Source organism: Piscinibacter lacus, assembly GCF_016735685.1.
Classification (GTDB): Bacteria; Pseudomonadota; Gammaproteobacteria; order Burkholderiales; family Burkholderiaceae_C; genus Aquariibacter; species Aquariibacter lacus.
In genome coordinates, this window is record NZ_JAERRA010000001.1 from 1,583,584 (window position 1) to 1,608,917 (window position 25,334).

The following is a 25,334-nucleotide window of genomic DNA, read 5'->3' on the forward strand; positions in this document are numbered from 1 at the left end:
CCGCCGGTCGGCCCCTGCGGCCGGCTGGCAGCCCATGAAAAAGGCCCGGGGGCGCAAGCCCCCGGGCCTTTGGCTTGTTGCGCCGGCTTCAGCCTGCCGCGACCGTGATGCCCTTGAACTCGCCGGTCGCAATCTTCTCCTGCCAGGTCTTAGGGCCGGTGATGTGGGCGCTGGTGCCGCCGGCGTCCACGGCCACCGTCACCGGCATGTCGACCACATCGAATTCGTAGATGGCTTCCATGCCGAGGTCGGCGAAGCCGACCACGGTGGCCGCCTTGATCGCCTTGCTCACCAGGTAGGCGCTGCCGCCGACGGCCATCAGGTAGGCACTGCCGTGCTTCTTGATGGATTCGATCGCGACCGGGCCGCGCTCGGCCTTGCCTACCATGGCGATCAGGCCGGTCTCGGCCAGCATCATCTCGGTGAACTTGTCCATGCGGGTGGCGGTGGTCGGGCCGGCCGGGCCGACCACCTCATCGCGCACCGGATCGACCGGGCCGACGTAGTAGATGACGCGGTTGCGGAAGTCCACCGGCAGCTTCTCGCCCTTGGCCAGCATGTCGGCGATGCGCTTGTGCGCGGCATCGCGGCCGGTGAGCATCTTGCCGTTGAGCAGCAGGGTGTCGCCGGGCTTCCAGCTCGCGACTTCCTCCTTGCTCAGGGTGTTCAGGTCGACGCGCTTGCTCTTGTTGTAGTCGGGCGCCCACTTCACGTCGGGCCACAGGTCCAGGCTCGGCGGCTCGACATAGGCCGGGCCGCTGCCGTCCAGCACGAAGTGCGCATGGCGGGTGGCGGCGCAGTTCGGAATCATCGCGACCGGCTTGCTGGCCGCATGGGTGGGGTAGGTGGCGATCTTGACGTCGAGCACCGTGGTCAGGCCGCCCAGGCCCTGGGCGCCGATGCCCAGGGCATTGACCTTCTCGTAGAGCTCAATGCGCAGTTCTTCCAGCTTGTTCTGCGGGCCGCGGGCGAGCAGGTCGAACATGTCGATCGGCTCCATCAGCACCTCCTTGGCCAGCAGCATGGCCTTCTCGGCGGTGCCGCCGACGCCGATGCCCAGCATGCCCGGCGGGCACCAGCCGGCGCCCATGGTCGGCACGGTCTTGAGCACCCAGTCGACCAGGTTGTCGCTGGGGTTCATCATGATGAACTTGCTCTTGTTCTCGCTGCCGCCGCCCTTGGCGGCCACGGTCACGTCCACCGTGTCGCCCGGCACCACGCTCATGTGGATGACGGCCGGCGTGTTGTCCTTGGTGTTCTTGCGCTCGAAGATCGGATCGTTGAGCACCGAGGCGCGCAGCATGTTGTCGGCATTCAGGTAGCCGCGGCGCACGCCTTCGTTGACGGCGTCCTCGATCGAGCCCTTGAAGCCCTCCCAGCGCACGTCCATGCCGATCTTCAGGAAGACATTGACGATGCCGGTGTCCTGGCAGATCGGGCGCCGGCCCTCGGCGCACATCTTCGAGTTGGTCAGGATCTGGGCGATCGCGTCCTTGGCCGCCGGCGAGGCTTCGCGCTGGTAGGCGCGGGCCAGGTGCTCAATGTAGTCCGCCGGGTGGTAGTAGCTGATGTACTGCAGGGCGGCAGCGACGGATTCGACGAGGTCGTCGTGGCGGATGGTGGGGCTCGGCATGGGACACCTGGCGGGGAGGGAACCGGGGCGGACAACGCGGCACATACCGCCGCAAGGCGGAGCGGTCCGGGCAGCTCGACAGTTTAGCCAGCGAGTTCCCGGCCCAAGGCTTGCGTAAGAGGGCTGGCCTAAACTGCCTCGCAGTCCCGGGCTCTTGCCCTGTCCCCACGAACACGCTTCCCGTCGCGCGCCTCGCCCCGGATGAGTCCCCTTGCCCTGATCATCGTGCTGCCCCTGGTGCTGGGCACCACCCTGTGTCTCGGGCTGGGCCGATCGGACCACCCGGCACGTCGTGCCGCCACCGCCTGGGCCGCGGCCCTGGTGACGCTGGCGGTGCTGGGCCTGCTGGCCTGGCTGGCCCCGGCCACCTTCGCCGGCCAGACCCTGCTGACCCAGGCCGAGTGGATGCCGGCCGTCGGCTTGAATGCGAACTTCCGCCTGGATGGCTTGGCCTGGATGTTCGCGGCCCTGATCAGCGGCATCGGCCTGCTCATCGTCCTGTATGCCGCCTTCTACCTGCACGGCGGGCCGGGCGGCGACCCGGCAGGCAAGTTCTACAGCCAGCTCATGCTCTTCATGGCGGCGATGCTGGGCATCGTGCTCAGCGACAACCTGCTGATGATGGTGGTGTTCTGGGAGCTGACCAGCATCAGCAGCTTCCTGCTGGTGGGCTACTGGGGCTCGCATCCCACCAAGGGTGCCGATGCCCGCAACGGCGCCCGCATGGCCCTGACGGTGACCGGCGGCGGCGGCCTGGCCCTGCTGGCCGGCGTGATCGTGCTGGGCCAGATCGCCGGCACCCACGACCTGAGCGTGATGCTCGCCACGCCCGGCCTGATCGAGACGATCCAGGCCGATGCCCGCTACCCCCTGGTGCTGGGCCTGGTGCTGTTGGGCTGCTTCACCAAGAGCGCGCAACTGCCCTTCCACTTCTGGCTGCCCGAGGCCATGGCCGCGCCCACGCCGGTCTCGGCCTACCTGCACAGCGCCACCATGGTGAAGGCGGGCCTCTTCCTGCTGCTGCGCCTGTATCCGGTGCTGGGTGGCACGGCGCTGTTCGAGGGCATCGTCGCGCCGGTGGGCCTGTTCACCATGGTGTTCGCCGCCTTCGTCGCCGTCTTCAAGCACGACCTCAAGGGCCTGCTGGCCTACAGCACCATCAGCCACCTGGGCCTGATCACCTTCCTGATCGGCCTGGACAGCCCCATGGCCAAGGTGGTGGCGATCTTCCACATCCTGAACCACGCGGCCTTCAAGGCGGCGCTGTTCATGAGCGCGGGCATCGTCGACCACGAGACCGGCACCCGCGACATGCGCAAGCTCGGCGGCCTGATGGGCTTCATGCCCATCGTCGGCACCCTGGCCACGCTGGCCGCCGCCGCCATGGCCGGCCTGCCGCCCTTCAACGGCTTCATCAGCAAGGAAATGATGCTGGAGCAGGCCCTGCACGGCGGCCCGCAGCTCTGGGGCGCCTGGGGCGGCTGGATGCCGGTGCTGGCGACGGCGGGCGGCCTTTTCTCGATGGCCTATTCCCTGCGGCTGGTGCACGACGTCTTCTTCAACGGCCCGGCGCGCGATCTGCCCCAGCCGCATCCGCATGAGCCGCCCTGGGGCATGAAGGCGCCGGTGCTGCTGCTGGTGCTGGTCTGCCTGGCCGTGGGCCTGCTGCCCATGGGCGTGGCCGGCCCGCTGGTGCAGCTTGCCGCCGCGGCAGCCCTGGGGGCCGAGGCGCCGACCTTCTCGCTGGCGCTGTGGCACGGCTTCAACCTGCCCCTGCTGATGAGCGCCGTGGCCGTGGGCGGGGGTGTGCTGTTCTATTTCGGCCTGATGCGCGGCGGCCGCCTGCACCGCCACCGGCCCTCGGCCCGCAATGGCAAGGCGGTCTTCACCGGGCTGGTGAATCGCCTCTTCCAGCTTGCCGGCCGCTTCACGGCCGCCACCGAGAACGGCTCGCTCCAGCGCTATGCCGCCCTCATGCTGGCCGCCGCCCTGGCGGTGGCCGCCTGGCCCCTGCTGCAAGGCCCGGCCCTGGGCACCGGCGGGCGCGAGCTGCTGCCCGCCACGCCCCTGGCCGGCGCACTGTGGCTGGCGCTGCTGGCCACCTGCATCGCCCTGCTGCGCAGCCACCACCAGCGCTTCCAGGCGGTGGTGCTGGTCGGGGTAGTGGGCCTGGTCACGTCCATGGTCTTCCTGGGCCTGTCGGCGCCCGATCTGGCGCTCACCCAGCTCAGCGTCGAGGTGGTCTCCACCGTGCTGCTGCTGATGGGCCTGGCCCTGCTGCCGGCCCGCACGCCGCGCGAAAGCTCCACGGCCCGCCGCGGTCGCGACGCCCTGCTGGCCCTGGCCGGCGGCGCCGGCATGGCCTGGCTGGCCTGGCTGGTGATGACGCGCGACCACGACAGCATCGCCTGGTACTTCCTCGCCAACAGCGTGCCTCTGGGGGGCGGCGCCAATGCGGTGAACGTGATCCTGGTGGACTTCCGCGGCTACGACACCTTCGGCGAGATCACCGTGCTGGGCATTGCCGGCATCGGCGTGCTGGCCCTGCTCGATGGCTTCCGCGTGCGGCGCGAGGGCCGCGACCCGGCCGGCCGCGCCTGGTCCTTCTCCGAGCAGCCGCTGATGCTGCAGGTGGCCGCCCGCCTGGTGCTGCCCCTGGCCCTGGTGGCCTCGCTCTACATCTTCTGGCGCGGCCATGGCCTGCCGGGCGGCGGCTTCATCGCCGGCCTCGTGACCGCCGTCGCCCTGGTGCTGCAGTACATGGCCCTGGGCCAGGCGCAGGCCGACCGCCTGCTGCATGCCGCAGGCGGCCAGCGCTACACCCGCTGGATCGGCCTGGGCCTGGGCATCGCGGCGCTCACCGGCGCCGGGGCGTTCGTCTTCGGCCGGCCCTTCATGACCAGCGCCGCCGGCCATCCCGTGCTGCCGGTGCTGGGCGAGTTGCCCCTGGCCACGGCCGCGCTGTTCGACCTGGGCGTCTACATCACGGTGGTGGGCGCGACGCTGTTGATGCTGTCGGTGCTCGGCGCCGCCAGCAAGGAAGCGCCGCGGCCCCGCGCCGGCGCGGAGCCCGCATGATGTTTCTGAGCATGGAATTCCTGCTGGCCAGCGGCATCGGCATCGTGACCGCCACCGGCCTCTACCTGCTGCTGCGCGGCCGCAGCTTCCCGGTGGTGCTGGGCCTGAGCCTGCTGGGCTATGCGGTCAATGTCTTCATCTTCGCCATGGGCCGGCTGTGGCTGGGTGCTGCGCCCATCGTGGATGCCGGCCCCGACGTGGCCGACCCGCTGCCCCAGGCCCTGGTGCTGACGGCCATCGTGATCGGCTTCGCGACCACCGGCTTCGTCATCGAACTGGCCCTGCGCAGCTTCCATGACGGCGGCAGCGACCATGTCGACGGTCATGAGCCGGGCCATGCGCCGGGCCATGCACCGGCCGCCGCGGCGCCTGAGGCCCCGACGCCTCACGAGCCCCAAGCCGGGAGGACCTCGGCATGAGCTGGGCCATGCATCTGCCCATCCTGCCCGTGCTGCTGCCGGCGCTGACGGCCGTGCTCCTGCTGCTGCTGGGCGACGAGGAGGCCCGCCGCCCCTGGGCGCGCCGCATCGCCCTGGCCTCGCTGCTGCTGGGCGCGGTGCTGGCCTGGCGCCTGCTGGGGCTGGCCGACAGCGGCACGCTCACCGTCTACCGCCTGGGCGAATGGCCGGCGCCCTTCGGCATCGTGCTGGTCGTGGACCGGCTGGCCGCCCTGATGCTGGCCCTGACCGCCGCCGTCGCCCTGCCGGTCCTGCTCTATGCCAGCGGCGGCTGGGATGCCCACGGCCGGCACTTCCATGCCCTGCTGCAATTCCAGTTGATGGGCCTGAACGGTGCCTTCCTGACCGGCGACCTGTTCAACCTCTTCGTCTTCTTCGAGGTGCTGCTGATCGCGAGCTATGTGCTCATGACCCACGGCCTGGGCCGCGAGCGCCTGCGGGTGGGCACGCAGTACGTGGTGCTGAACCTCACGGCCTCGGCGCTCTTCCTGATCGGCATGGCCTTGATCTATGCCACCACGGGCACGCTCAACCTGGCCGACCTGGCCCTGCGCGTGCCCCAGGTGCCGGCGCCCGAGGCCGGCCTCTTGCAGGCCGGGGCGATGCTGCTGCTGGTCGTCTTCGGCTTCAAGGCGGCCCTGGTGCCGCTGGCGCTGTGGCTGCCCGCCACCTATGCCGCGGCCAGCGCGCCGGTGGCGGCGCTGTTCGCGATCATGACCAAGGTCGGCGTCTACGCCCTGTGGCGCGTGCATGGCGTGGTCTTCGGCGCCGAGGCCGGCGCCAGCGCCTTCGCCGTCCAGCCCCTGCTGCTGCCCCTGGCCCTGCTGACCAGCGTAGCCGGCGTGCTCGGCGCCCTGGCGGCGCACACCCTGCCGCGGCTGATCGCCTGGCTGACGGTGGCCTCGGTCGGCACCATCGTCGCGGCCATCGGCCTGTTCGGCACGGCGGCCTGGTCGGCGGCCCTTTACTACCTGCTCAACTCCACCCTGGTGATCGCCGGCCTCTTCCTGCTGGCCGAGCTGGTCGCGGCCCAGCGCGGCCGCATGGCCGACCGGCTGGAGCCCTGCAGCCCCGTGCGCCAGCCGGCGCTGCTGGGCCTGCTGCTGCTGCTGGCGGCGGCATCCAATGCCGGGCTGCCGCCGCTGCCGGGCTTCGTCGGCAAGCTGATGCTGCTGCAAGCGGCCAGCGACCATCCCTGGGCCGTGACCGTCTGGGCCGTGGTGCTGGGGGTGGGCCTGCTCACCCTGATCGGCCTGGCGCGGGCCGGCAGCATCCTGTTCTGGGCCGTGCGCCCGGAGCTGCCCTCGGCCGCCTCGGGCGCCAGCCCGCGCCTGCTGGCGGCCACCATCGCCCTGCTCGGCATGAGCGTGCTGCTGAGCGTGTGGGCTGCGCCGGTGCAGCGCTACACCGAGGCCGCCGCCCGGCAACTGGCCGACCGCTCGGCCTATGCCCGGGCCGTGCTGCCCGAGCTGGGCGGGCCGGCCGCCGAGTCGGTGCGGCCCTACCGCCTGCCCCAGCCGCAGCCGCTGCCGCTCGGCCCCCATGTGACGAGGCAGCCATGAAGCCCCGCGGCCTTCTGAGCCACCCCCTCCTGTCCCTGCAAGTGGCGGCCGCCTGGCTGCTGCTTCGGCAGAGCCTGGCGCCGGGCAACCTGATCACCGCGGCGCTGCTCGGCCTGCTGCTGCCGCGCCTGCTGCATGGCTTCCTGCCCGAGCCGGTGCGGGTGCGGCGCTGGGGCACGGTGCTGCGCCTGCTGGGCGTGGTGCTGTGGGACATCGTGAAGTCCAACCTCATCGTGGCGCGCATCGTCCTGTCGCCCGGCAGCCGGCCGCAGCCGGCCTGGGTGCCGGTGCCGCTGGACCTGGAGCATCCCCTGGCCATCACCCTGTTCGCCGGCATCATCACGACCACGCCGGGCACCGTGAGCTGCGTGGTCGATGCGCGCCGCCGGCAGATTCTGGTCCATGCCCTGGACTGCACGGATGCGGCAGCGGCCGCCGCCGACATGAAGGCGCGCTACGAGGCGCCGTTGAAGGAGATCTTCGGATGATCCTGGCCTGGGCCCTGGACTTCGCGCTGCTGGCCTTCAGCCTGGCGGTGCTGCTGTGCATGCTGCGCCTGCTGCGCGGCCCCGAGATCGTCGACCGCGTGCTGGCGCTGGACACGCTCTACGTCAATGCCACCGCCCTGGCCGTGCTGCTCGGCCTGCGCCTGGGTACGGTGCTGCTCTTCGAGGCGGCGCTCATCATCGCCATGCTGGGCTTCGTCGGCACGGTGGCGCTGGGCCGCTACCTGGCCCGCGGCGACGTCATCGAGTGAGGAGGCCAACATGGACACGCTGACTGCCTTGCCCCTGTGGATCCAGGGGGTCGCCGCGGCCCTGCTGGTGACAGGCGGCTTCTTCGCCTTCGTGGGTGCCCTGGGCCTGCTGCGCTTTCCCGATTTCTACATGCGCCTGCATGCGCCCACCAAGGCCAGCACCCTGGGCCTGGGCGGGGTGCTGCTGGCCAGCATGCTGCTGGCCTGGGCGCGCGGGCAGGCCGGCCTGCACGAGTTGCTGATCGCCTTCTTCGTCTTCGTGACCGCGCCGGTGTCGGCCAATCTGCTTGCCATGGCGGCGCTGCATCTCAGGTTGCCGTCGAAGGCTCCGGTGCCGCCCGACCAGCCGCAGCCCTGAGGCTGCGCGGGCCGGATCATCGTTCCGGCCCTTGAACGCGCGCCGCGACGAATCGCCCCGGTGACCGTGCCGCTTAGGCCTTGGGCCGGCGCAGCGAGGACGCAACCAGCGTCACCACCGTCAAGGGGATGACGAAGCTCAGCATAGCCTGGCTGTAGGCGGGCAGGGCGTCATGCCCCTGGGCGTCCAGCACCAGGTAGGCGGCATAGGCCACGTAATAGCCCAGGAAGACCAGGCCTTCCCAGCGCGCGATCTCCCGCCCGCTCAGGAAGACCGGCAGGCAGGCCAGGGCGACGACCAGCATCACCCACAGGTCGAAGTTCAGCACCGCGGGCGCCACCAGCAGCACGCCGCCGCCGGCGCCGCTGAAGGCTGCCGCCAGGCCGGCCAGGCCCACGCAGCCCAGGATGTTGAAGACGCAGCTTCCCACCACATTGCCCACGGCGATGTCGCGTTCGCCCTTGATCGCGGCCATCACCGAGGCGGCCACCTCGGGCATGGAGGTGCCGGCCGCGACGATGGTCAGGCCGATCACCAGCTCGCTGATGCCCAGGGCGCGGGCGAAGCTGATGGCCGCCGTCACCAGCGCGTCCGAGCCCGCCACCAGCAGGCCCAGGCCGGCGACGATCAGGCCGAGCTGGGCGGCCCAGTGGCTGTCCCAGCCGCCGGCCTGGGCGGGCTGGATCTCGGCAGCGTACTCGTCGCGGGCCGCCTGCGATTCGGCGCGCGACTGGCGCACCAGGAAGAAGGTGTAGGCGATCACGAGGGCGAAGAGCAGCCCGGCATCGCTGCCGCTGACCTGTCCGTCCAGGCACAGCACCACCAGCAGCAGGCTGGCGCCGATCATGATCGGCACCTCCTGGCGGATGAGCTGCACATTGACCACCAGCGGGGTGATGACCGCGCTCAGGCCCAGGATGAAGAGCACGTTGAAGATGTTGCTGCCCACCACATTGCCCAGGGCCAGGTCGACCTGACCGTTGAGCACTGCGCCGGTGGACACCGCCACCTCGGGCGCGCTGGTGCCGAAGGCCACCACCGTGAGGCCGACCACCAGCGGCGAGATGCCGAAGCTCAAGGCCAGCTTGGAGGCGCCACGGATCAGCAGCTCGGCCCCGAAGACCAGGCCGGCCAGGCCGGCGGCAAACAGCAGCAGGTTCGTCATGTCTTGTCAGCGGTGGGCTTGTTGCCGGAGCCCTGCATCAAGCGGTCCGCCAGCGCGATGGCCAGCGCCGAGAACAGGAAGGCGACGTGGATCAGCGTCTGCCACATCAGGACCTTCTCGGTGTAGTTGCCGGCGTTGATGAAGGTCTTGAGCAGGTGGATGGAGCTGATGCCGATGATGGCCGTGGCCAGCTTGACCTTGAGCACCGAGGCATTGACGTGGCTCAGCCATTCGGGCTGGTCGGGATGGCCTTCGAGGTTCATGCGCGAGACGAAAGTCTCGTAGCCGCCGACGATCACCATGATCAGCAGGTTGCTGATCATCACCACGTCGATCAGTGCCAGCACGACGAGCATGATGATCGTCTCGTTCAGCGCGGTCACGGGTGCATCGGTCTTGTAGCCGATGCTCGAGACCAGCTTGCCGAGCGCGTCGGGGTTGCCCAGCGCGGCCTCGATCAGGTGGACAAGCTCCACCCAGAAGTGCACGACATAGACGGCTTGCGCCAGGATCAGTCCGATGTAGAGGGGAAGTTGCAGCCAGCGGCTGGCGAAGATCAGGTTGGGAAGGGCCGGCAGCTTGGCGCTCGGCTTGACAGCTTGGGACAGGGGCGCTTGGCTCATCTCGGAACAAAATCGCGTGTTGCCACGCGTCCTTCGGGGTTTGTCAGGGGTTTTCGATATGACACAAGCAGCGGATTCTAGGCAGTCGATGTCGAGGGCGTCGTGACAGCCCGGCCCGGGACCGTCAGACCATCGTAAGACCCTGGCGCCACAGTCCGCGCCGCCCCTGTTCGAGGAAAGAGACACCATGTCAGAGACCAGCCACACGATCTACACCCCCCCCGCCGACCTGGTCGCGACCGCCCATGTGTCCGGTTTCGCCGCCTACGAGGCCCTGTGCAAGGAAGCCGAGGCCGACTACGGCGCCTACTGGGGTCGTCTGGCCCGTGAGCTGATTTCCTGGAAGAAGCCCTTCACGCAGACGCTCGACGACAGCCAGGCGCCCTTCTTCAAGTGGTTCGCCGACGGCACGCTCAACGTCTCCTACAACTGCCTGGACCGCAATGTCGAGCGCGGCCTGGGTAACAAGACCGCAATCATCTTCGAAGCCGACGGCGGCGAAGTCACCAAGGTCAGCTACAGCCAGCTTCTGGCCAAGGTCTGCCAGATCGCCAACGGCCTGCGCAGCCTGGGCGTGAAGAAGGGCGACCGCGTCGTCATCTACATCGCCATGTCGATCGACGGCGTGGCGGCCATGCAGGCCTGCGCCCGCATCGGCGCGATCCACTCGGTCGTCTTCGGCGGCTTCTCGGCCCAGTCGCTGCGCGATCGCATCAACGACACCGGCGCCGTGGCCGTCATCACCGCCGACTGCCAGGTGCGCGGCGGCAAGCAACTCCCGCTCAAGGCCATCGTCGACGAGGCCCTGGCCCTGGGCGGCTGCGAGTCGATCCAGAACGTGCTGGTCGTCAAGCGCGGCGGCAACGCCATCAGCATGACCGAAGGCCGCGACAAGTGGATGGCCGACGTTGCCGACGCCCAGCCCACCACCTGCGAGCCCGAGTGGGTCGAGGCCGAGCACCCGCTCTTCCTGCTCTACACCTCCGGCTCCACCGGCAAGCCCAAGGGCGTGCAGCACAGCAGCGGCGGCTACCTGCTGCATGCCGCGCTGACGACCAAGTGGACCTTCGACCTGAAGGCCGACGACGTCTTCTGGTGCACCGCCGACATCGGCTGGGTCACCGGCCACAGCTACATCACCTACGGCCCCCTGGCCCTGGGCGGCACCGAGATCGTCTTTGAAGGCGTGCCCACCTACCCGGACGCCGGCCGCTTCTGGAAGATGATCCAGGACCACAAGGTCTCGATCTTCTACACCGCGCCCACGGCCATCCGCTCGCTGATCAAGGCCGCCGAGGCCAACGATGCGGTGCACCCCAAGAGCTACGACCTGTCGAGCCTGCGCATCCTGGGCTCGGTCGGTGAGCCGATCAACCCGGCCGCCTGGGAGTGGTACCACAAGCATGTCGGCGGCGGCCGCTGCCCCATCGTCGACACCTTCTGGCAGACGGAGACCGGCGGCCACATGATCACTCCGCTGCCGGGCGCCACGCCCCTGGTGCCGGGCTCGTGCACGCTGCCCTTCCCGGGCATCACCACCGCCATCGTCGACGAGACCGGCAATGACGTGCCCAACGGCCAGGGCGGCATCCTGGTCGTCAAGAAGCCCTGGCCCTCGATGATCCGCACCATCTGGGGCGACAACGAGCGCTTCGTGAAGAGCTACTACCCGGCCGAGCTCAAGGGCTATTACCTGGCGGGCGACGGCGCGATCCGCGACGAGAAGACCGGCTACTTCACCATCACCGGCCGCATCGACGACGTGCTGAACGTCTCGGGCCACCGCATGGGCACGATGGAGATCGAGTCGGCCCTGGTCAGCCACACCGAGCTGGTGGCCGAAGCGGCGGTGGTCGGCCGCCCCGACGACACCACCGGCGAGGCCATCTGCGCCTTCGTCGTGCTCAAGCGTCCTCGCCCGACGGGCGACGAGGCCAAGGCCATCGCCAAGATCCTGCGCGACCACGTGGGCAAGGAGATCGGTCCGATCGCCAAGCCCAAGGACATCCGTTTCGGCGACAACCTGCCCAAGACGCGCTCGGGCAAGATCATGCGCCGCCTGCTGCGCTCGATCGCCAAGGGCGAGGCCATCACCCAGGACACCTCGACCCTGGAGAACCCGGCCATCCTCGACCAGCTTTCCGAGAACAACTGACCGGGCCGGCGGGGCCACGGCCCCGCCCCCCGATGCGCCTCAAGGCCCGCCCCTGGCGGGCCTTTTTCATGGCGGATGCGGGTGCGGGCGAGGCGTCCGCCCGACCCTGGGATGCCGCGCTGCCCGCTCAGGCGGGCAGGGCGGCCGGGGGGCGGATGGCGCCGAGGGCGGCCAGGGCCTGCGCCGCCTCGCCGCGGGTCCAGCCCAGGGCGCGCTGGTAGCGCTGCTCGACCGCCTGCGGCGGCAGGCCGGCGGCCAGTTCGCCGCCCGCGCTGGCGGCGCAGCGCAGGGTTTCCAGCCGGGTTTCGGGCAGCCGCACCGGGCGGTCGACCGCCAGGGCCTGCAGGGCGTGCTGCAAGCCCTCGTCCAGCCCCCAGTGCCGGGCGACGGCCTGGGCCAGGGCCTGCGGGCTGCTGCCCAGCACCGCCTGGGCGGCCAGCTCGGGCGGCAGCGGGCGCACGCCAGGGGGCTGCGGCGGGGGATGGACCAGGGTCTCGATCTGGCGCTGCTCGTCGGGAAAGTGGTAGGCCATCAGCAGCTCGCCCAGGGCTTGCAGCAGGGCGATCAGACCGGCGGCCTCGCCGTCGTGGTCGGCCGGGCAGAGCCGCTCGGCCAGGTGGGCGGCCCGGGCGGCTTGGGCCAGGCGGCTTTCCAGCGCGACGGCCGCGGCCGCATCCAGCGCGCCCGGCCAGGGGCGCAGGGAAGCCGCCGCCTGGCGCACACCGCTCAGGCCGAGCAGTTGCACGGCACGGCGCAGGGTGGTGATGTCGTCACCTTGCGCCTGGCCGGCCAGCTCGACGGCGCCCAGGCTGCGCAGCAGCTCGAAGGCCAGCGCGGGTTCGTCGAAGAGCAGCTCGATCCAGGCATCCAGGCGCTGGCCTTCCAGGCGGTGCAGCGCGGCCAGGCGCTGCGGCAGGTCGGCGCGGGCCGGCAGGTGGCCGGCGGCGGGCAGGCGGTCGAGCAGCAGGTTCAGGGCATCGGGCTCGCCGTCGCGGTGACTGTCGAGCCAGCCGCGCAGCGCACGCGCCAGGCTGCGCGCGGCCAGGTAGCGGCGTGCCGCTTCATGGTCGACGGCACGATTGACGATGGCCCGAAGCGCGGCCGGCACCGGCTGCGGCAGGGCCCAGCCCAGGCGCACGATCTCGCGGTCGAGCCGGGCGGCGGCGCGCGACAGGTCGGGCTCATCCAGCGCCCAGTGGCCGGCGATGCCGCGGTAGAGCAGCAGGCCGGCGAGGCGCAGATCCTCGCGCCGGCCCTCGCCTTGGGCATCCATCTCGCGGGCCAGCTCGATGCCGAGCAGCCGGGCGCGGCCCGGCGGCTCGATCAGCACGGTGTGGGCGGCCAGGCCGACCGGGCGCAGGCCGGCCTCATGCAGGGCGGCCAGCAGCTCCAGCAGCTCGACCATCCAGCCCACCCATTCCGCCAGCGTGGGCGCCGGGCCGCCGCCGGGCGCCAGGCGCTCGGCCAGGGTCGGCCCGGGCGGTGCCGGCAGGTGCACGGCCGGGCCGGCCAGGCCCAGGTCGACCGCCTGGCCGCGCAGCAGGCCGGGCAGGTCGATGCGGCCCAGGCGACCGGGCGCAGCGAGCGCGGATTCGGCTTCCGTCTCGGCACGGATCGGCAACAGCAGCAGGCCGGGTGTTTCGGCCTCCGCCTGCACGCGCCAGAGCTGGCTGTGGCGGTCCGAGCCCAGGCGCTGCAGCAGGCGGTAGGGCCCCAGGCGCTGCAGACCGGCGGCCGCGGGCCGGGCCGGTCGCGGGGCCGGAGCGGTCGTGAACAGCGGATGCGGATTCAAGGGCGCAGCAGGTCGGGGAGGGCAGGGCGCGGACGGTCCGGACCGCACCGCCGCGTCCCGCGATTGCACCGCGGCGCCGGCGCGGGCAATGCGCCGAGCAGCCCCCCGGTGGGGGCGCAGTTCGCGCGCTGGCCCGGCGTGCGGCGGGTCCGGTCGACCCGTCCCCGGCTGCGGCTGCGGCTGCGGCTGCGGCTGCGGCTGCGGCTGCGGCGTGGCGTGGCGTGGCGTGGCCTTGGCCCTCGCCTTGCCCGGGCGCCCGCCTAAACTGAATCCTCTCCCGGCCACCCCTTGCGGCCGGCCCGAACCCGCTTGTTCGATCGACGCAACGATGAAGATTGCCCTGCTCGGCATCGGCCTGATGGGCCGCCCCATGGCCCTGCGCGTGCTGGCGGCCGGCTGGCCGTTGACGGTCTGGAACCGCAGCCCGGACAAGGCCCACGCCCTGCGCGAGGCCGGTGCCACCGTCGCCGCCCATGCGGCCGAGGCCGTGGCCGACGCCGACCTGGTGCTGACCATGCTCACCCACGGCGGCGTCGTGCGCGAGCTGCTGCAAGACGGCGGCGTGCTCGCCGCCATCCGGCCCGGCGCGCTCTTCGTCGACATGAGCTCGATCCAGCCGGCCGAGGCGCGCGAGCATGCGGCTTGGCTGGCCGCCCGCGGCGTGGGTGCCCTGGATGCGCCCGTCTCGGGGGGCACGCTGGGCGCCGAGGCCGGCACCCTGGCCATCATGGCAGGCGGCAGCAGCGCCGATTTCGAGCGCGCGCTGCCGGTCTTTGCCGCGCTCGGCCGTGCCACCCATGTGGGGCCGACCGGCACCGGCCAGCTTGCCAAGCTGGCCAATCAGATGATCGTCGGCATCACCATCGGCGCGGTGGCCGAGGCGCTGATCCTCGCCGAGCGCGGCGGCGCCGACCCGGCCCGCGTGCGCCTGGCCCTGCAGGGCGGCTTTGCCGACAGCCGCATCCTGGAAGTGCACGGCCAGCGCATGGTGCAGCGCGACTTTGCCAAGCGCGCGGCGATGACGGTGCAGCTCAAGGACCTGCGCAATGCCCTGGCCACCGCGGCCGGCGACGGCACCGAGCTGCCGATCACCACCCTGTTCGCCCAGCTCTATGCCGAGGCCATCGCCCACGGCCATGCCGAAGCCGACCACGCCGGCCTGTGGCTGGAGCTGGCCGCGCGCAACGGCCTGCGCTGAGCCCCGCGGGGCCAGGGCCCGCCCCACCGGCCCGGGCCGCCCGGGCGGGAAGCGGCTTCAGGCCCCGCTGTCGATCTCGATGATGCGGCGCCCGCCCGTGCCCGGCAGCACTTGCAGCGAGCGGCCGACCGCGGCGCTGTAGCTGCGCGAGACGACGGTGTCGACATAGACCCAGTCGGCCCGGCAGGCCTCGGGCCGCGCGGTCAGCAGCAGGTAGCCGCGGCGCGCGGTGTCGCAATAGACCAGGGGCTCGATCAGCTCGGTGAGCGAGGCGGCGAGCACGGCCGGGTCGTCGTTCGGGAAGATGGTCTCGAAGCCGGGCGAGCTGACCGAGGCGGTCGCGAACTCCACGCCCACCGTGCGGCCGCCGGCATCGCGCAGGTCGCTGGCCCAGGCGTTGTGGGTGTCGCCGGCCAGCACGACGAGGTTCTTGTCCAGGCTGCGGGCCAGGCCCAGCACCGCCTCGCGCGCGGCGGCGTAGCCGTCCCAGGCATCCAGGTTGTAGGGCAGGGCGGGCTGGGCCAGCAGGGCCTGTTCCTGGGGGCTGAGCGTCTCGGGCGCGCTGCGCGCCTTGGCGACCAGGGCGGCAAAGGCGCTCACGCTCAGGCCGCTGCCGGGGTTGAGCGCGTCGAAGAGGATGGGCGCGGGAATGTTCATCCGCGCCATCAGCACCTGCTGGCCGAGCACCTGCCAGGTCGCGCGCGAGGCTTCCAGGCGCTGTTGCAGCCGTGCCGTCTGCGCGCTGCCCAGCAAGGCCCGGCCCGGCGCCCCAACGGCGGCACCGAAGGCTGCGGCATCCAGGCCGGCGGGGCCGAGGAAGTCGGCATAGTCCAGCGGCTCGTCGCGGGCGACCACCCGGGTGTCGAGCATGTGCAGGGAGAGCAGCTCGCCGAAATCGAAGCTGCGGTCGATCGTGTCCGGTGCGGCCACCCGGGTCGGCATCCACTCGTGGTAGGCCTGCAGGGCGGCGGCGCGGCGGGCGGCGAAATCGCCTTCGGTGGCCGGATCGTGGTTCTCGGCGCCTTCGCGCCAGGTGTCGTTGGCGATCTCGTGGTCGTCCCAGACGGCAATCATGGGCGCGGCGGCATGCAGGCGCTGCAGGTCCGCATCGCTGCGGTACTGGGCATGCCGGCGGCGATAGTCGGCCAGGCTCAGGATCTCGCCGGCCGGCTCGGACAGGCGCCCCAGGGCTGCGGCATCGGCCGAGGCATAGCCGTCGCGGCCGTATTCATAGAGGTAGTCGCCGAGGTGGACGGTGGCGTCCAGGTCGCTGCGCTCGGCGGCATGGGCATAGACATTGAAGTAGCCCGCCGGGTAGTTGCTGCACGAGAAGACGGCCAGCTTCACCTCGCGCACGCCGGCCGCCGGCAGGGTGCGGGTGCGGCCGACCGGAGAGACCTGCCCGCCCACGGCAAAGCGGTAGACATAGCGGCTGCCGGCCCGCAGGCCGCTGGCCTCGACCTTGACCGTATGGTCGCGCGCGCGATCGGTGCGGAAGCTGCCGCGCGCAACCACCCGGCTGAAAGCCTCGTCCTCGGCAACCGCCCACTGGCCCTCGACCGCATCGGCCTCGGTGCTCAAGCGGGTCCAGAGGACGACGCGGTCGGCCAGTGGATCGCCGCTGGCCACGCCGTGGGCATAGCGAACGGCGGGCGCATCGTCCCCGCCACCGCCGCAGCCGGCCAGGCCCAGGGTGCCGAGCGCGGCCGATCCGGCGACCAGTCGGCGCACGAAATCCCGGCGCGGCAGGTCGGCCGGCGCGGGCAGCAGGTGGACAAGTCGGCGGCGGGTAAGGCGGCTCATGCGGGCTCCGGTGAGGAGCCGCCAGCCTCGCCCCCCGCCGTGAAAGCCCGATGAAGCCGCCCATGAAAAACGGCCCCGCAGGGCCGTTGGCGCGATGCATGCACCAGCCGGTCGGCTGGTGCGCAGACGATCACTTCTGCTTCAGCACCCAGGCCACGAGTTCCTTGGCTTCGGCATCGGTGACGGCCGGGTTGGCGGGCATGGGGATCTGGCCCCAGGAGCCGACGCCACCCTTCTGGACCTTGGTGGCCAGCTTGGCCGGCGCGTCCTTGTCGGCGGCGTACTTGGCGGCGATGTCCTTGAAAGCCGGGCCGACAAGCTTCTTGTCGATGGCATGGCAGGCCATGCAGGAGCGCTTCTGGGCCAGCTCGGGGCTGGCAAAGGCGGCCGGGGCGACCACAACGAGGGCCGACAGGATCAGGGGAAGACGGAAGGCTTTCATGGATTCCTTTCTGGGAAGGCCAGGATGGCTGAGGGACAGACTCACTCAACGGAGTTTAGGGGTTCCGGTTGACCGGTATCGGTCAGGGTCTCACCGGAAACGACGCGAGGTGTCACGCATGCTGTGGATGATGTTGGGGATCGTGCTGGGGCTGGGCAAGGTGATCGGCGTCTCGGCGCTTCAGGGCCTGGACTGGCCCTGGGCGCTGGCGCCCTTCGGCCTGGCGGCCCTGCAGTGGGCCTGGTCCGACCGCAGCGGCCGGACCGCCCGCCAGGCCATGGACCGCGAGGCCGCCCGCCGCGCCGCGCGCCAGCAGCAGCAGCGCGAGGCCCTGGGCCTGGGCGCCGGCCGGCGCGGCCGGCGCGACTGAGCGCTCAGTCCTCGTAGCGATCCAGCACCGCGCCGGTGCTGGCGCTGGAGGCGTTCTTCGCGAACTTGGCCAGCACGCCGCGGGTGTAGCGCGGCCCGGGCTTCACCCAGGCGGCCTTGCGGCGGGCGAGTTCGTCTGCATCCACGTGCAGTTCCAGCAGCAGCTTGTGCGCGTCGATGGTGATCGCGTCGCCTTCCTGCACCAGGGCGATGGTGCCGCCGGCATAGGCCTCGGGCGCGACATGGCCGACCACCATGCCCCAGGTGCCGCCGCTGAAGCGGCCGTCGGTGATCAGGCCCACGCTCTCGCCCAGGCCCTGGCCGATCAGCGCGCCGGTGGGGGCCAGCATCTCCGGCATGCCGGGGCCGCCCTGGGGGCCGAGGTAGCGCAGCACCATCACGTCGCCCGCCTGGATCCTGCCGGCCATGATGGCGGCCAGGGCCGACTGCTCGTCCTCGAAGACGCGCGCCGGGCCGGTGATGACCGGGTTCTTCAGGCCGGTGATCTTGGCCACCGCGCCCTCGGGGCTGAGGTTGCCCTTGAGGATGGCCAGATGGCCTTCGGCATAGATGGGCCGGCTGACGGGGCGGATCACGTCCTGCTCGGGCGAAAGGTCGGGCACATCGGCCAGCACCTCGGCCACCGTCTGGCCGGTGATGGTCATGGCGTCGCCGTGAAGCAGGCCGGCCTTGAGCAGCTCCTTCATCACCGCGGGGATGCCGCCGGCGCGGTGCAGGTCGATGGCCAGGTACTTGCCGCTGGGCTTGAGGTCGCACAGCACCGGCACCTTGCGGCGCAGGCGCTCGACATCGTCGAGCTGGAAGTCCACCTCCGCCGCGTGCGCGATGGCCAGGTAGTGCAGCACGGCATTGGTCGAGCCGCCGGTGGCCATGATCACGGCAATCGCGTTCTCGATGGCCTGCTTGGTGACGATGTCGCGCGGCTTGAGGTCGGCCTTGACCGCCTCGACCAGCACCTTCGCGGCGCGCTTGACGTTGTCGAGCACCTCGTCCTCGACATTGGCCATGGTCGAGGAATAGGGCAGGGACATGCCCAGGGCCTCGAAGGACGAGGACATGGTGTTGGCCGTGTACATGCCGCCGCAGGAGCCGCTGCCGGGGATGGCGCGGCGCTCGATCTGGCAGAAGTCTTCTTCGCTCATGGTGCCGGCGCTGAACTGGCCGACGGCTTCGAAGACGCTGACGATGTTCAGGTCCTGGCCCTTGTACTTGCCGGGCAGGATGGTGCCGCCGTAGATGTAGAGCGCCGGCACATTGGCGCGCAGCATGCCCATCATGCCGCCGGGCATGTTCTTGTCGCAGCCGCCGATGACGAGCACGCCGTCCATCCACTGGCCGCCGACGCAGGTCTCGACGCAGTCGGCGATGACCTCGCGGCTGACCAGGCTGTACTTCATGCCCTCGGTGCCCATGGCCATGCCGTCGCTGATGGTCGGCGTGCCGAAGATCTGCGGGTTGGCGCCGGCTTCCTTCAGGCCGATCACGGCCGCGTCGGCCAGCTTCTGCAGGCCCGAGTTGCAGGGCGTGATCGTGCTGTGGCCGTTGGCCACGCCGATCATGGGCTTGCCGAAGTCGCCTTCGGTGTAGCCCATGCCGTAGTACATGGAGCGGTTGGGCGCGCGGGCGACGCCTTCGGTGATGTTCCTGGAACGGCGGTTGATGCTCATGGCGGGCGGGGCAGAGGGTGGAGGGGAGGGCGTGCGGGCGAGTATCCCGGCCCGCGCAGGGCCCTGTCCAATCGATCATTCATGGCGTTTTGATACGCTGAGCGAATGAGCGATGCGCCCATCGAAGCCCGTGCCTGGCGCCAGTTCCTGGCCCTGGCCGAGACCCTGCACTACGGCCGCGCCGCCGCGCGCCTGCACATGACGCAGCCGCCGCTGACGGTGGCCATCCAGCAGCTTGAAGCGCGGCTGGGCACGCCGCTGTTCGTGCGCAGCCGGCGCAGCGTCGCGCTCAGCCCGGCCGGCGAGGCCTTGGTCGAGCCGGTGCGGCAGTGGCTGGCCGCCGGGCAGGACCTGGTCGAGCGCGCCCGCGCCAGCGGCCGGGGCGAGCTGGGCCGGCTGCGGCTGGGCTTCGTCTCCACCCTGGGCTTCGGCCCGCTGCCGGGCTGGCTGCGCAGCTTCCGCGCCGCGCACCCTGGCCTGCAGGTCGAGCTGCGCGAGGCCACCGGCGATGTGCAGCAGGCCGCGCTGCGCGAGGGCCAGCTCGACTGCGGCTTCCTGCTGCGCGCCCGCGGCATCGGGCCGGCCGAGCTGCCGGGCTTCGACAGCCTGCCCGTGCTCGACGAGCCCCTGCTCCTGGCCCTGCCCGAAGCCCATGCGCTCGCGCAGGCGCAGGCGCTGGATCCGCAGGCGGTGGCGGCCGAGCCGCTGGTCATCTTCCCGCGCAGCATCGCGCCCTCGCTGCACGACGCCATCCTGGCCTGGACGCACCGCCAGGGCCATGCCCCGGCCATTGCGCAAGAGGCCATCCAGATGCAGACCATCGTCAACCTGGTCTCGGCCGGCCTGGGCCTGGCCTGGGTGCCGGCCTCCATCACCACCTTGCAGCGACCGGGCGTGGTCTACCGCCGGCTCGATGCGCGGCATGCGCCGCCGCAGGGCCTGGCTGAGATGGTCTGGCCGCGCGAGGCGCCGGCGGCGACGCGCCGCTTCGTCGAGCATGTGCGCGCGGCGCTGGCGGCTGCCGGCCTGCCGCCGCCCGGTGACTGACACCGGCTTGCGCTATGGTTCGGCGCCCGCCGTGCGCCTGCGGCCTGCCGCCGCCTCTCCCCATGCTGGTTCATCCGCAGTTCGACCCCATCGCCGTCCAGATCGGCCCGCTGGCCGTGCACTGGTATGGCCTGACCTACCTGGCCGCATTCGGGCTCTTCGTGCTGCTGGGCCGCATGCAGGCGCGCCGGCCGCGCTTCGCGGCCTCGGGCTGGACGCCCGCGGAGGTCGAGGACCTGCTCTTCTTCGGCGTGCTCGGCGTGATCCTGGGCGGTCGCCTGGGCTATGTGCTGTTCTACAAGCCGCTGCACTTCCTGGCGAATCCGCTGGAGATCTTCGCCATCTGGCAGGGTGGCATGGCGTTTCATGGTGGGCTGATCGGCGTGATCGTGGCGCTCTTCGTCTATGCCCGCCGCCGCGGCCGGCCCTTCTGGGACGTGGCGGACCTGGTTGCGCCCTGCGTGCCGGTGGGCCTGGCGGCCGGGCGCCTGGGCAATTTCATCAACGGCGAGCTGTGGGGCCGCGCCGCCGACCCCAGCCTGCCCTGGGCCATGGTGTTCCCGCAGTCGGGCCTGGCCATCGCGCGCCACCCCTCGCAGCTCTACCAGTTCGCGCTGGAGGGGCTGCTGCTGTTCGTCCTGCTCTGGCTCTACAGCCGCGGGCCGCGCCGGCCGGGCCAGGTGGCCGGCGCCTTCCTGCTGGGCTACGGGGTGTTCCGCTTCATCGCCGAGGCCTTCCGCGAGCCCGACGCTCACCTGGGCCTGCTGAGCCTGGGCCTGAGCATGGGGCAGTGGCTCTGCCTGCCGATGGTGCTGCTGGGCGCACTGATCCTGGGCTGGGCTACGCGCGGGCGCCTCGCCCCGGTGCGCTGAATCAGCGCCCGCCGGCCCCCGGGCAAAAAAATGCCCCGCCGGCGGGGAGGCCGGCGGGGATCAAAGGGACAAGCCCTGCAGAGGAGATCGCCGACCGCGCGGCAAGCGCGGTCGCATCCCACTCTGCATCCGCCGTGCCAGCCCGGGCAGTGCCCGAAGGGCCCGTCGATACACTGGGGCGATGCGCATCCTGGGCTTCGAATCCTCCTGTGACGAGACCGGCGTGGCCCTGGTCGAGCTGGACGCCCATGGCCAGGCCCATCTGCGCGCCGATGCCTTGCACAGCCAGATCGCCATGCACCAGGCCTACGGGGGCGTGGTGCCGGAACTGGCTTCGCGCGACCACATCCGCCGCGTGCTGCCGCTGGCGCGCGAGGTGCTGCAACGCGCCGAGGCCCGGCTGGCCGACCTGGACCTGATCGCCTACACCCGCGGCCCCGGGCTGGCCGGGGCGCTGCTGGTCGGCTCGGCCACCGCCTGTGCCCTGGGCCTGGCCCTGGGCAAGCCGGTGCTCGGCGTGCATCACCTGGAGGGGCATCTGCTCTCGCCCTTCCTCTCCGCCGATCCGCCGAGCTTTCCCTTCATCGCCCTGCTGGTCTCCGGCGGCCACACCCAGTTGATGCGGGTCGACGGCGTGGGCGACTACGCACTGCTCGGCGAGACCATCGACGATGCGGCCGGCGAAGCCTTTGACAAGTCGGCCAAGCTGCTGGGCCTGGGCTACCCCGGCGGCCCGGCGCTGGCGGCCCTGGCCACGCAGGGCGACCCGGCGGCCTTTGCGCTGCCGCGCCCGCTGCTGCACAGCGGCACGCTCGATTTCTCCTTTGCCGGCCTGAAGACGGCCGTGCTGACCACGCTGCGCAAGCTGGAGGCGGCGGCCGGCGCCGACGGCCCCTCGGCCCAGGCGCGGGCCGATTTGGCGGCTTCGACCCAGGCCGCCATCGTCGAGGTGCTGGTGAAGAAGTCGCTCGCCGCGCTGAAGGCCAGCGGCTTGCGCCGTCTGGTGGTGGCCGGCGGGGTCGGCGCCAACCGCCGGCTGCGCGCCGAGCTCGATACCGCCGCCGCGCGGCGCGGCCTGCGCGTGCACTACCCCGAGCTGCATCTGTGCACCGACAACGGCGCGATGATCGCGCTGGCCGCCGCCATGCGGGTGGCCGCCGGCCGCGCCCGGCCGCAGCCGGCCGGCGCCTTCGATGTGCTGCCGCGCTGGCCGCTGGCCGCGATCGACACGCCCCCGGCCGCCCAGGCGGCCTGAGGCAAGTGGCCGGGCCGGCGCCAGCGCCCCAGGCCGGCCCCGCCCGGGCGGCTATACTCGATGGGCTTTGCTGGGGCGCCTGCGCCCCGTGGAAAGCACTCAGAGCGCACGGCACGGGTCGGTTTCACCCGTGTTCCGCAAGTCCCACGGAAACCGCAGTCTGCACCGGCCCCCGCCCAGGGCCGGCCGGGCAGGGCGGCTTCCATTGAAACGAAAGTTCCGCCCATGTCTGAAATCAACAAGACCGACATCGTCGCCGCCAACGCCCGTGGCGCGGCCGACACCGGCTCTCCCGAAGTCCAGGTTGCGCTGCTGACCGCACGCATCAACCACCTGACCCCGCACTTCAAGACCCATGCCAAGGACCACCACGGCCGCCGCGGTCTGCTGCGCATGGTCAGCCGCCGCCGCAAGCTGCTGGACTACCTGAAGGCCAAGGACGCCGACCGCTACACCGCACTGATCCAGAAGCTGGGCCTGCGCAAGTAAGCCCGCCCGGATGCCAAGAGCCTGTCTGGTCTCCCCCAGCACAGGCTCTTGGCGTTTCAAGAGCTCGATGAATTCCCGGCCACGGGGCCGATCGTGAGCGACGCTGTGTCATTCCAGCAGGGCAGGGGCCCGCAGTGCCCCGCCGCTGCCCCGCTGGAATGGCATCCCGCTGACCGACCCTGAACCGGAGCCCGGGGCGCGCATGCCGCCGCCCCATCCTCCCAGGAGACCTCCATGTCCATGTTCAACAAAGTCAGCAAGACCTTCCGCTGGGGCCAGCATGACGTCACGCTGGAGACCGGCGAGATCGCCCGCCAGTCCGGCGGCGCCGTGCTCGTCAGCGTCGACGGCACCGTGGTGCTCGCCACCGTGGTCGCCAAGTCCGAGGCCAAGCCGGGCCAGGACTTCTTTCCCCTGACCGTCGACTACGTCGAGAAGACCTATGCCGCCGGCAAGATCCCCGGCAGCTTCTTCAAGCGCGAAGGCCGTCCCAGCGAGCTGGAGACCCTGACCAGCCGCCTGATCGACCGCCCGCTGCGCCCGCTCTTCCCGGACGGCTTCTTCAATGAAGTGCAGGTCATCGTCCATGTCGTCTCGCTGAACCCGGAAGTCGCCGCCGACATTCCGGCGCTGATCGGCTCCAGCGCCGCGCTGGCCATCAGCGGCATCCCCTTCAACGGCCCGATCGGCGCGGCCCGCGTCGGCTACCTGAACGGCGAGTACGTGCTGAACCCGAGCAAGGCGCAGATGAGCGAGTCCAAGATGGACCTCGTCGTCGCCGGCACCGAAGTCGCCGTGCTGATGGTCGAGTCGGAAGCCGACCAGCTCAGCGAAGAGATGATGCTCGGCGGCGTGGTCTTCGGCCACGAGCAGGGCAAGGTCGCGATCGCCGCGATCAACGAGCTGGTCCGCGAGGCCGGCAAGCCGGTCTGGGACTGGCAGCCGCCGGCCAAGGACGAAGCCTTCATTGCCAAGGTCACCGCCCTGGCCGAAGGCCCGCTGCGCGCGGCCTACCAGATCCGCTCCAAGCAGGCCCGCACCCAGGCCTGCCGCGACGCGAATGCCCAGGTCTTTGCCGCGCTGAAGGCCGAAGGCGTCGAGTTCGACAAGGTCAAGGTCGACGGCCTGTTGTTCGACATCGAAGCCCGCATCGTCCGCGGCCAGATCCTGGCCGGCGAGCCGCGCATCGACGGCCGCGACACCCGCACCGTGCGCCCGATCGAGATCCGCACCGGCCTGCTGCCGCGCACCCACGGCTCGGCTCTGTTCACCCGCGGCGAGACCCAGGCCCTGGTGATCGCGACCCTCGGCACCGACCGCGACGCGCAGCGCATCGACGCGCTGGCCGGCGAGTTCGAGGACCGCTTCATGATGCACTACAACATGCCCCCCTTCGCCACCGGCGAGACGGGTCGTGTCGGCAGCCCGAAGCGCCGCGAGATCGGCCACGGCCGCCTGGCCAAGCGCGCCCTGGTGCCGGTGCTGCCGGCCAAGGACGAGTTCGCCTATGCCATGCGCGTGGTCTCGGAGATCACCGAGTCCAACGGCTCTTCCTCCATGGCCTCGGTCTGCGGCGGCTGCCTGGCGCTGATGGACGCGGGCGTGCCGCTGAAGGCGCATGTGGCCGGCATCGCCATGGGCCTGATCAAGGACGGCAACCGCTTCGCGGTGCTGACCGACATCCTGGGCGACGAGGACCACCTCGGCGACATGGACTTCAAGGTGGCCGGCACCACCACCGGCGTGACCGCCCTGCAGATGGACATCAAGATCCAGGGCATCACCCAGGAGATCATGCAGGTCGCCCTGGCCCAGGCCAAGGAAGCCCGCCTGCACATCCTCGGCAAGATGACCGAGGCCGTGGCCGGCGCGAACACCGAGGTCTCGCAGTTCGCCCCGCGCCTCTACACCATGAAGATCAATCCGGAGAAGATCCGCGACGTGATCGGCAAGGGCGGCGCGACCATCCGCGCGCTGACCGAGGAGACCGGCACCACGATCGACATCGCCGAGGACGGCACGATCACCATCGCCTCGACCGACGGCGAGCGCGCCGAGTACGCGAAGAAGCGCATCGAGGAAATCACCGCCGAGGCGGAAGTCGGCAAGGTCTACGAAGGCCCGGTCACCAAGATCCTGGACTTCGGTGCCCTGGTCAACATCCTGCCCGGCAAGGACGGCCTGCTGCACATCAGCCAGATCGCGCACCAGCGCGTCGAGCGGGTGGAAGACTTCGTCAAGGAAGGCGACATCATCAAGGTCAAGGTGCTGGAGACCGACGAGAAGGGCCGCATCAAGCTCTCGCTCAAGGCCTTGCTCGAGAAGCCGGAAGGCTATGTCGAGCCCAGCTTCGAGGACCGTCCGCGCCGCGACCGCTTCGACCGCGACAACCGCGGCGACCGGGGCGATCGCGGCCCGCGCCGTGAACGCAGCGACCGCGGTGATCGGGGTGGCGACCGTCCGGCCGAGGCCGCACCGGCTTCTGAAGGCGGCGACTTCCAGAGCTGATCGCCGGGTCCGCCGGGCCACCGCATGCTGCGGTCGGCCGGCGGTCCGGGCCTCGCCGTCCCGCATCCCATGAACGACGCGC

At 71.1% G+C, this 25,334-nt stretch carries 21 protein-coding genes; 14 read left to right on the top strand and 7 right to left on the bottom strand.

The features are described 5' to 3' along the window. Positions 1 to 88: 88 nt before the first annotated feature. Positions 89 to 1,633: a fumarate hydratase gene (locus JI742_RS07225; RefSeq protein ID WP_201825086.1), complete on the bottom strand. Its 1,545-nt coding sequence runs from the start codon at positions 1,631 to 1,633 to the stop codon at positions 89 to 91. 201 nt (positions 1,634 to 1,834) lie between these two features. On the opposite strand from JI742_RS07225, the gene JI742_RS07230 reads away from it, so the two are divergent. The 6 genes from JI742_RS07230 to JI742_RS07255 are packed head-to-tail and all read left to right on the top strand — an operon-like array spanning position 1,835 to position 7,846. Further along, a complete protein-coding gene (locus JI742_RS07230; RefSeq protein WP_201825087.1) occupies positions 1,835 to 4,711 on the top strand; it encodes a monovalent cation/H+ antiporter subunit A in 2,877 nt (958 codons plus the stop codon). 11 nt (positions 4,712 to 4,722) lie between these two features. Next, positions 4,723 to 5,130: a Na+/H+ antiporter subunit C gene (locus JI742_RS07235; protein WP_201826468.1), complete on the top strand. Its 408-nt coding sequence runs from the start codon at positions 4,723 to 4,725 to the stop codon at positions 5,128 to 5,130. Between the two features lie 8 nt (positions 5,131 to 5,138). Continuing rightward, complete coding sequence (locus tag JI742_RS07240; RefSeq protein WP_236676821.1) at positions 5,139 to 6,731, top strand: monovalent cation/H+ antiporter subunit D; 1,593 nt, start codon at positions 5,139 to 5,141, stop codon at positions 6,729 to 6,731. Then, on the top strand, positions 6,728 to 7,219 hold the full coding sequence (locus JI742_RS07245; protein ID WP_201825089.1) for a Na+/H+ antiporter subunit E: 492 nt from the start codon (positions 6,728 to 6,730) through the stop codon (positions 7,217 to 7,219). Before JI742_RS07240 ends, JI742_RS07245 begins: the two co-directional genes overlap by 4 nt. Continuing rightward, complete coding sequence (locus tag JI742_RS07250) at positions 7,216 to 7,488, top strand: K+/H+ antiporter subunit F (protein WP_201825091.1); 273 nt, start codon at positions 7,216 to 7,218, stop codon at positions 7,486 to 7,488. Before JI742_RS07245 ends, JI742_RS07250 begins: the two co-directional genes overlap by 4 nt. A gap of 10 nt (positions 7,489 to 7,498) precedes the next feature. Then, positions 7,499 to 7,846, top strand: coding sequence for a Na+/H+ antiporter subunit G (locus JI742_RS07255; protein WP_201825093.1), 348 nt, complete (start codon positions 7,499 to 7,501; stop codon positions 7,844 to 7,846). Between the two features lie 73 nt (positions 7,847 to 7,919). Here the strand turns inward: JI742_RS07255 and JI742_RS07260 are convergent, their stop codons facing one another. Then, positions 7,920 to 9,011: a calcium/sodium antiporter gene (locus JI742_RS07260; RefSeq protein ID WP_201825095.1), complete on the bottom strand. Its 1,092-nt coding sequence runs from the start codon at positions 9,009 to 9,011 to the stop codon at positions 7,920 to 7,922. Next, positions 9,008 to 9,634 (bottom strand): TIGR00645 family protein, encoded by a 627-nt coding sequence (locus JI742_RS07265; RefSeq protein WP_201825098.1) that lies wholly within the window; start codon positions 9,632 to 9,634, stop codon positions 9,008 to 9,010. Before JI742_RS07265 ends, JI742_RS07260 begins: the two co-directional genes overlap by 4 nt. A gap of 187 nt (positions 9,635 to 9,821) precedes the next feature. On the opposite strand from JI742_RS07265, the gene acs reads away from it, so the two are divergent. After that, positions 9,822 to 11,789 (top strand): acetate--CoA ligase, encoded by a 1,968-nt coding sequence (gene acs / locus JI742_RS07270; RefSeq protein ID WP_201825100.1) that lies wholly within the window; start codon positions 9,822 to 9,824, stop codon positions 11,787 to 11,789. Positions 11,790 to 11,916: 127 nt separating this feature from the next. Here acs and JI742_RS14030 read toward each other — a convergent pair whose 3' ends face one another. Then, positions 11,917 to 13,581 (bottom strand): HDOD domain-containing protein, encoded by a 1,665-nt coding sequence (locus JI742_RS14030; protein WP_201825102.1) that lies wholly within the window; start codon positions 13,579 to 13,581, stop codon positions 11,917 to 11,919. A gap of 328 nt (positions 13,582 to 13,909) precedes the next feature. Here JI742_RS14030 and JI742_RS07280 point away from each other — a divergent pair, with 328 nt between their 5' ends. Beyond that, positions 13,910 to 14,779 carry an NAD(P)-dependent oxidoreductase gene (locus tag JI742_RS07280; RefSeq protein WP_201825104.1) on the top strand — a complete coding sequence of 290 codons (870 nt, stop codon included), beginning with the start codon at positions 13,910 to 13,912 and terminating at the stop codon, positions 14,777 to 14,779. 57 nt (positions 14,780 to 14,836) lie between these two features. Here JI742_RS07280 and JI742_RS07285 read toward each other — a convergent pair whose 3' ends face one another. Both JI742_RS07285 and JI742_RS07290 read right to left on the bottom strand, forming a co-directional pair. Then, positions 14,837 to 16,582 (bottom strand): alkaline phosphatase D family protein, encoded by a 1,746-nt coding sequence (locus tag JI742_RS07285; protein WP_201825106.1) that lies wholly within the window; start codon positions 16,580 to 16,582, stop codon positions 14,837 to 14,839. 130 nt (positions 16,583 to 16,712) lie between these two features. Further along, complete coding sequence (locus JI742_RS07290) at positions 16,713 to 17,024, bottom strand: c-type cytochrome (RefSeq protein WP_201825108.1); 312 nt, start codon at positions 17,022 to 17,024, stop codon at positions 16,713 to 16,715. 118 nt (positions 17,025 to 17,142) lie between these two features. On the opposite strand from JI742_RS07290, the gene JI742_RS07295 reads away from it, so the two are divergent. Next, positions 17,143 to 17,394, top strand: a complete 252-nt coding sequence (locus JI742_RS07295; protein ID WP_236676960.1) for a TIGR04438 family Trp-rich protein — start codon at positions 17,143 to 17,145, stop codon at positions 17,392 to 17,394. A 4-nt stretch (positions 17,395 to 17,398) separates the two neighbouring features. Here JI742_RS07295 and ilvD read toward each other — a convergent pair whose 3' ends face one another. Continuing rightward, on the bottom strand, positions 17,399 to 19,081 hold the full coding sequence (gene ilvD / locus JI742_RS07300; protein ID WP_201825112.1) for a dihydroxy-acid dehydratase: 1,683 nt from the start codon (positions 19,079 to 19,081) through the stop codon (positions 17,399 to 17,401). Positions 19,082 to 19,186: 105 nt separating this feature from the next. Between ilvD and JI742_RS07305 the strand changes: the two genes are divergently transcribed. The 5 genes from JI742_RS07305 (at position 19,187) to pnp (ending at position 25,252) form a co-directional block, all read left to right on the top strand. Continuing rightward, entirely contained in the window at positions 19,187 to 20,128 is a 942-nt protein-coding gene (locus tag JI742_RS07305) for a LysR family transcriptional regulator (RefSeq protein WP_201825114.1), read from the top strand. A 62-nt stretch (positions 20,129 to 20,190) separates the two neighbouring features. Then, complete coding sequence (gene lgt / locus JI742_RS07310) at positions 20,191 to 21,000, top strand: prolipoprotein diacylglyceryl transferase (protein WP_201825116.1); 810 nt, start codon at positions 20,191 to 20,193, stop codon at positions 20,998 to 21,000. Between the two features lie 181 nt (positions 21,001 to 21,181). Beyond that, positions 21,182 to 22,255: a tRNA (adenosine(37)-N6)-threonylcarbamoyltransferase complex transferase subunit TsaD gene (gene tsaD / locus JI742_RS07315; protein WP_201825118.1), complete on the top strand. Its 1,074-nt coding sequence runs from the start codon at positions 21,182 to 21,184 to the stop codon at positions 22,253 to 22,255. A gap of 225 nt (positions 22,256 to 22,480) precedes the next feature. After that, positions 22,481 to 22,744, top strand: coding sequence for a 30S ribosomal protein S15 (gene rpsO / locus JI742_RS07320; protein WP_201825120.1), 264 nt, complete (start codon positions 22,481 to 22,483; stop codon positions 22,742 to 22,744). A 234-nt stretch (positions 22,745 to 22,978) separates the two neighbouring features. Further along, entirely contained in the window at positions 22,979 to 25,252 is a 2,274-nt protein-coding gene (pnp, locus tag JI742_RS07325; protein ID WP_201825123.1) for a polyribonucleotide nucleotidyltransferase, read from the top strand. Positions 25,253 to 25,334 lie beyond the last annotated feature (82 nt).

Excerpts from the sequence above, each read along its gene's own strand:
- JI742_RS07280 (WP_201825104.1), top strand. The coding sequence starts at position 13,910 with ATGAAGATTGCCCTGCTCGGCATCGGCCTGATGGGCCGCCCCATGGCC.
- JI742_RS07255 (WP_201825093.1), top strand. The coding sequence starts at position 7,499 with ATGGACACGCTGACTGCCTTGCCCCTGTGGATCCAGGGGGTCGCCGCG.
- ilvD (WP_201825112.1), bottom strand. The coding sequence starts at position 19,081 with ATGAGCATCAACCGCCGTTCCAGGAACATCACCGAAGGCGTCGCCCGC.
- JI742_RS07295 (WP_236676960.1), top strand. The coding sequence starts at position 17,143 with ATGCTGTGGATGATGTTGGGGATCGTGCTGGGGCTGGGCAAGGTGATC.
- JI742_RS07265 (WP_201825098.1), bottom strand. The coding sequence starts at position 9,634 with ATGAGCCAAGCGCCCCTGTCCCAAGCTGTCAAGCCGAGCGCCAAGCTG.
- JI742_RS07235 (WP_201826468.1), top strand. The coding sequence starts at position 4,723 with ATGGAATTCCTGCTGGCCAGCGGCATCGGCATCGTGACCGCCACCGGC.
- acs (WP_201825100.1), top strand. The coding sequence starts at position 9,822 with ATGTCAGAGACCAGCCACACGATCTACACCCCCCCCGCCGACCTGGTC.
- JI742_RS07305 (WP_201825114.1), top strand. The coding sequence starts at position 19,187 with ATGAGCGATGCGCCCATCGAAGCCCGTGCCTGGCGCCAGTTCCTGGCC.
- JI742_RS07240 (WP_236676821.1), top strand. The coding sequence starts at position 5,139 with ATGCATCTGCCCATCCTGCCCGTGCTGCTGCCGGCGCTGACGGCCGTG.
- JI742_RS07260 (WP_201825095.1), bottom strand. The coding sequence starts at position 9,011 with ATGACGAACCTGCTGCTGTTTGCCGCCGGCCTGGCCGGCCTGGTCTTC.
- JI742_RS07245 (WP_201825089.1), top strand. The coding sequence starts at position 6,728 with ATGAAGCCCCGCGGCCTTCTGAGCCACCCCCTCCTGTCCCTGCAAGTG.
- pnp (WP_201825123.1), top strand. The coding sequence starts at position 22,979 with ATGTCCATGTTCAACAAAGTCAGCAAGACCTTCCGCTGGGGCCAGCAT.
- JI742_RS07290 (WP_201825108.1), bottom strand. The coding sequence starts at position 17,024 with ATGAAAGCCTTCCGTCTTCCCCTGATCCTGTCGGCCCTCGTTGTGGTC.
- JI742_RS07225 (WP_201825086.1), bottom strand. The coding sequence starts at position 1,633 with ATGCCGAGCCCCACCATCCGCCACGACGACCTCGTCGAATCCGTCGCT.
- JI742_RS07230 (WP_201825087.1), top strand. The coding sequence starts at position 1,835 with ATGAGTCCCCTTGCCCTGATCATCGTGCTGCCCCTGGTGCTGGGCACC.
- JI742_RS07285 (WP_201825106.1), bottom strand. The coding sequence starts at position 16,582 with ATGAGCCGCCTTACCCGCCGCCGACTTGTCCACCTGCTGCCCGCGCCG.
- rpsO (WP_201825120.1), top strand. The coding sequence starts at position 22,481 with ATGTCTGAAATCAACAAGACCGACATCGTCGCCGCCAACGCCCGTGGC.
- lgt (WP_201825116.1), top strand. The coding sequence starts at position 20,191 with ATGCTGGTTCATCCGCAGTTCGACCCCATCGCCGTCCAGATCGGCCCG.
- JI742_RS07250 (WP_201825091.1), top strand. The coding sequence starts at position 7,216 with ATGATCCTGGCCTGGGCCCTGGACTTCGCGCTGCTGGCCTTCAGCCTG.
- tsaD (WP_201825118.1), top strand. The coding sequence starts at position 21,182 with ATGCGCATCCTGGGCTTCGAATCCTCCTGTGACGAGACCGGCGTGGCC.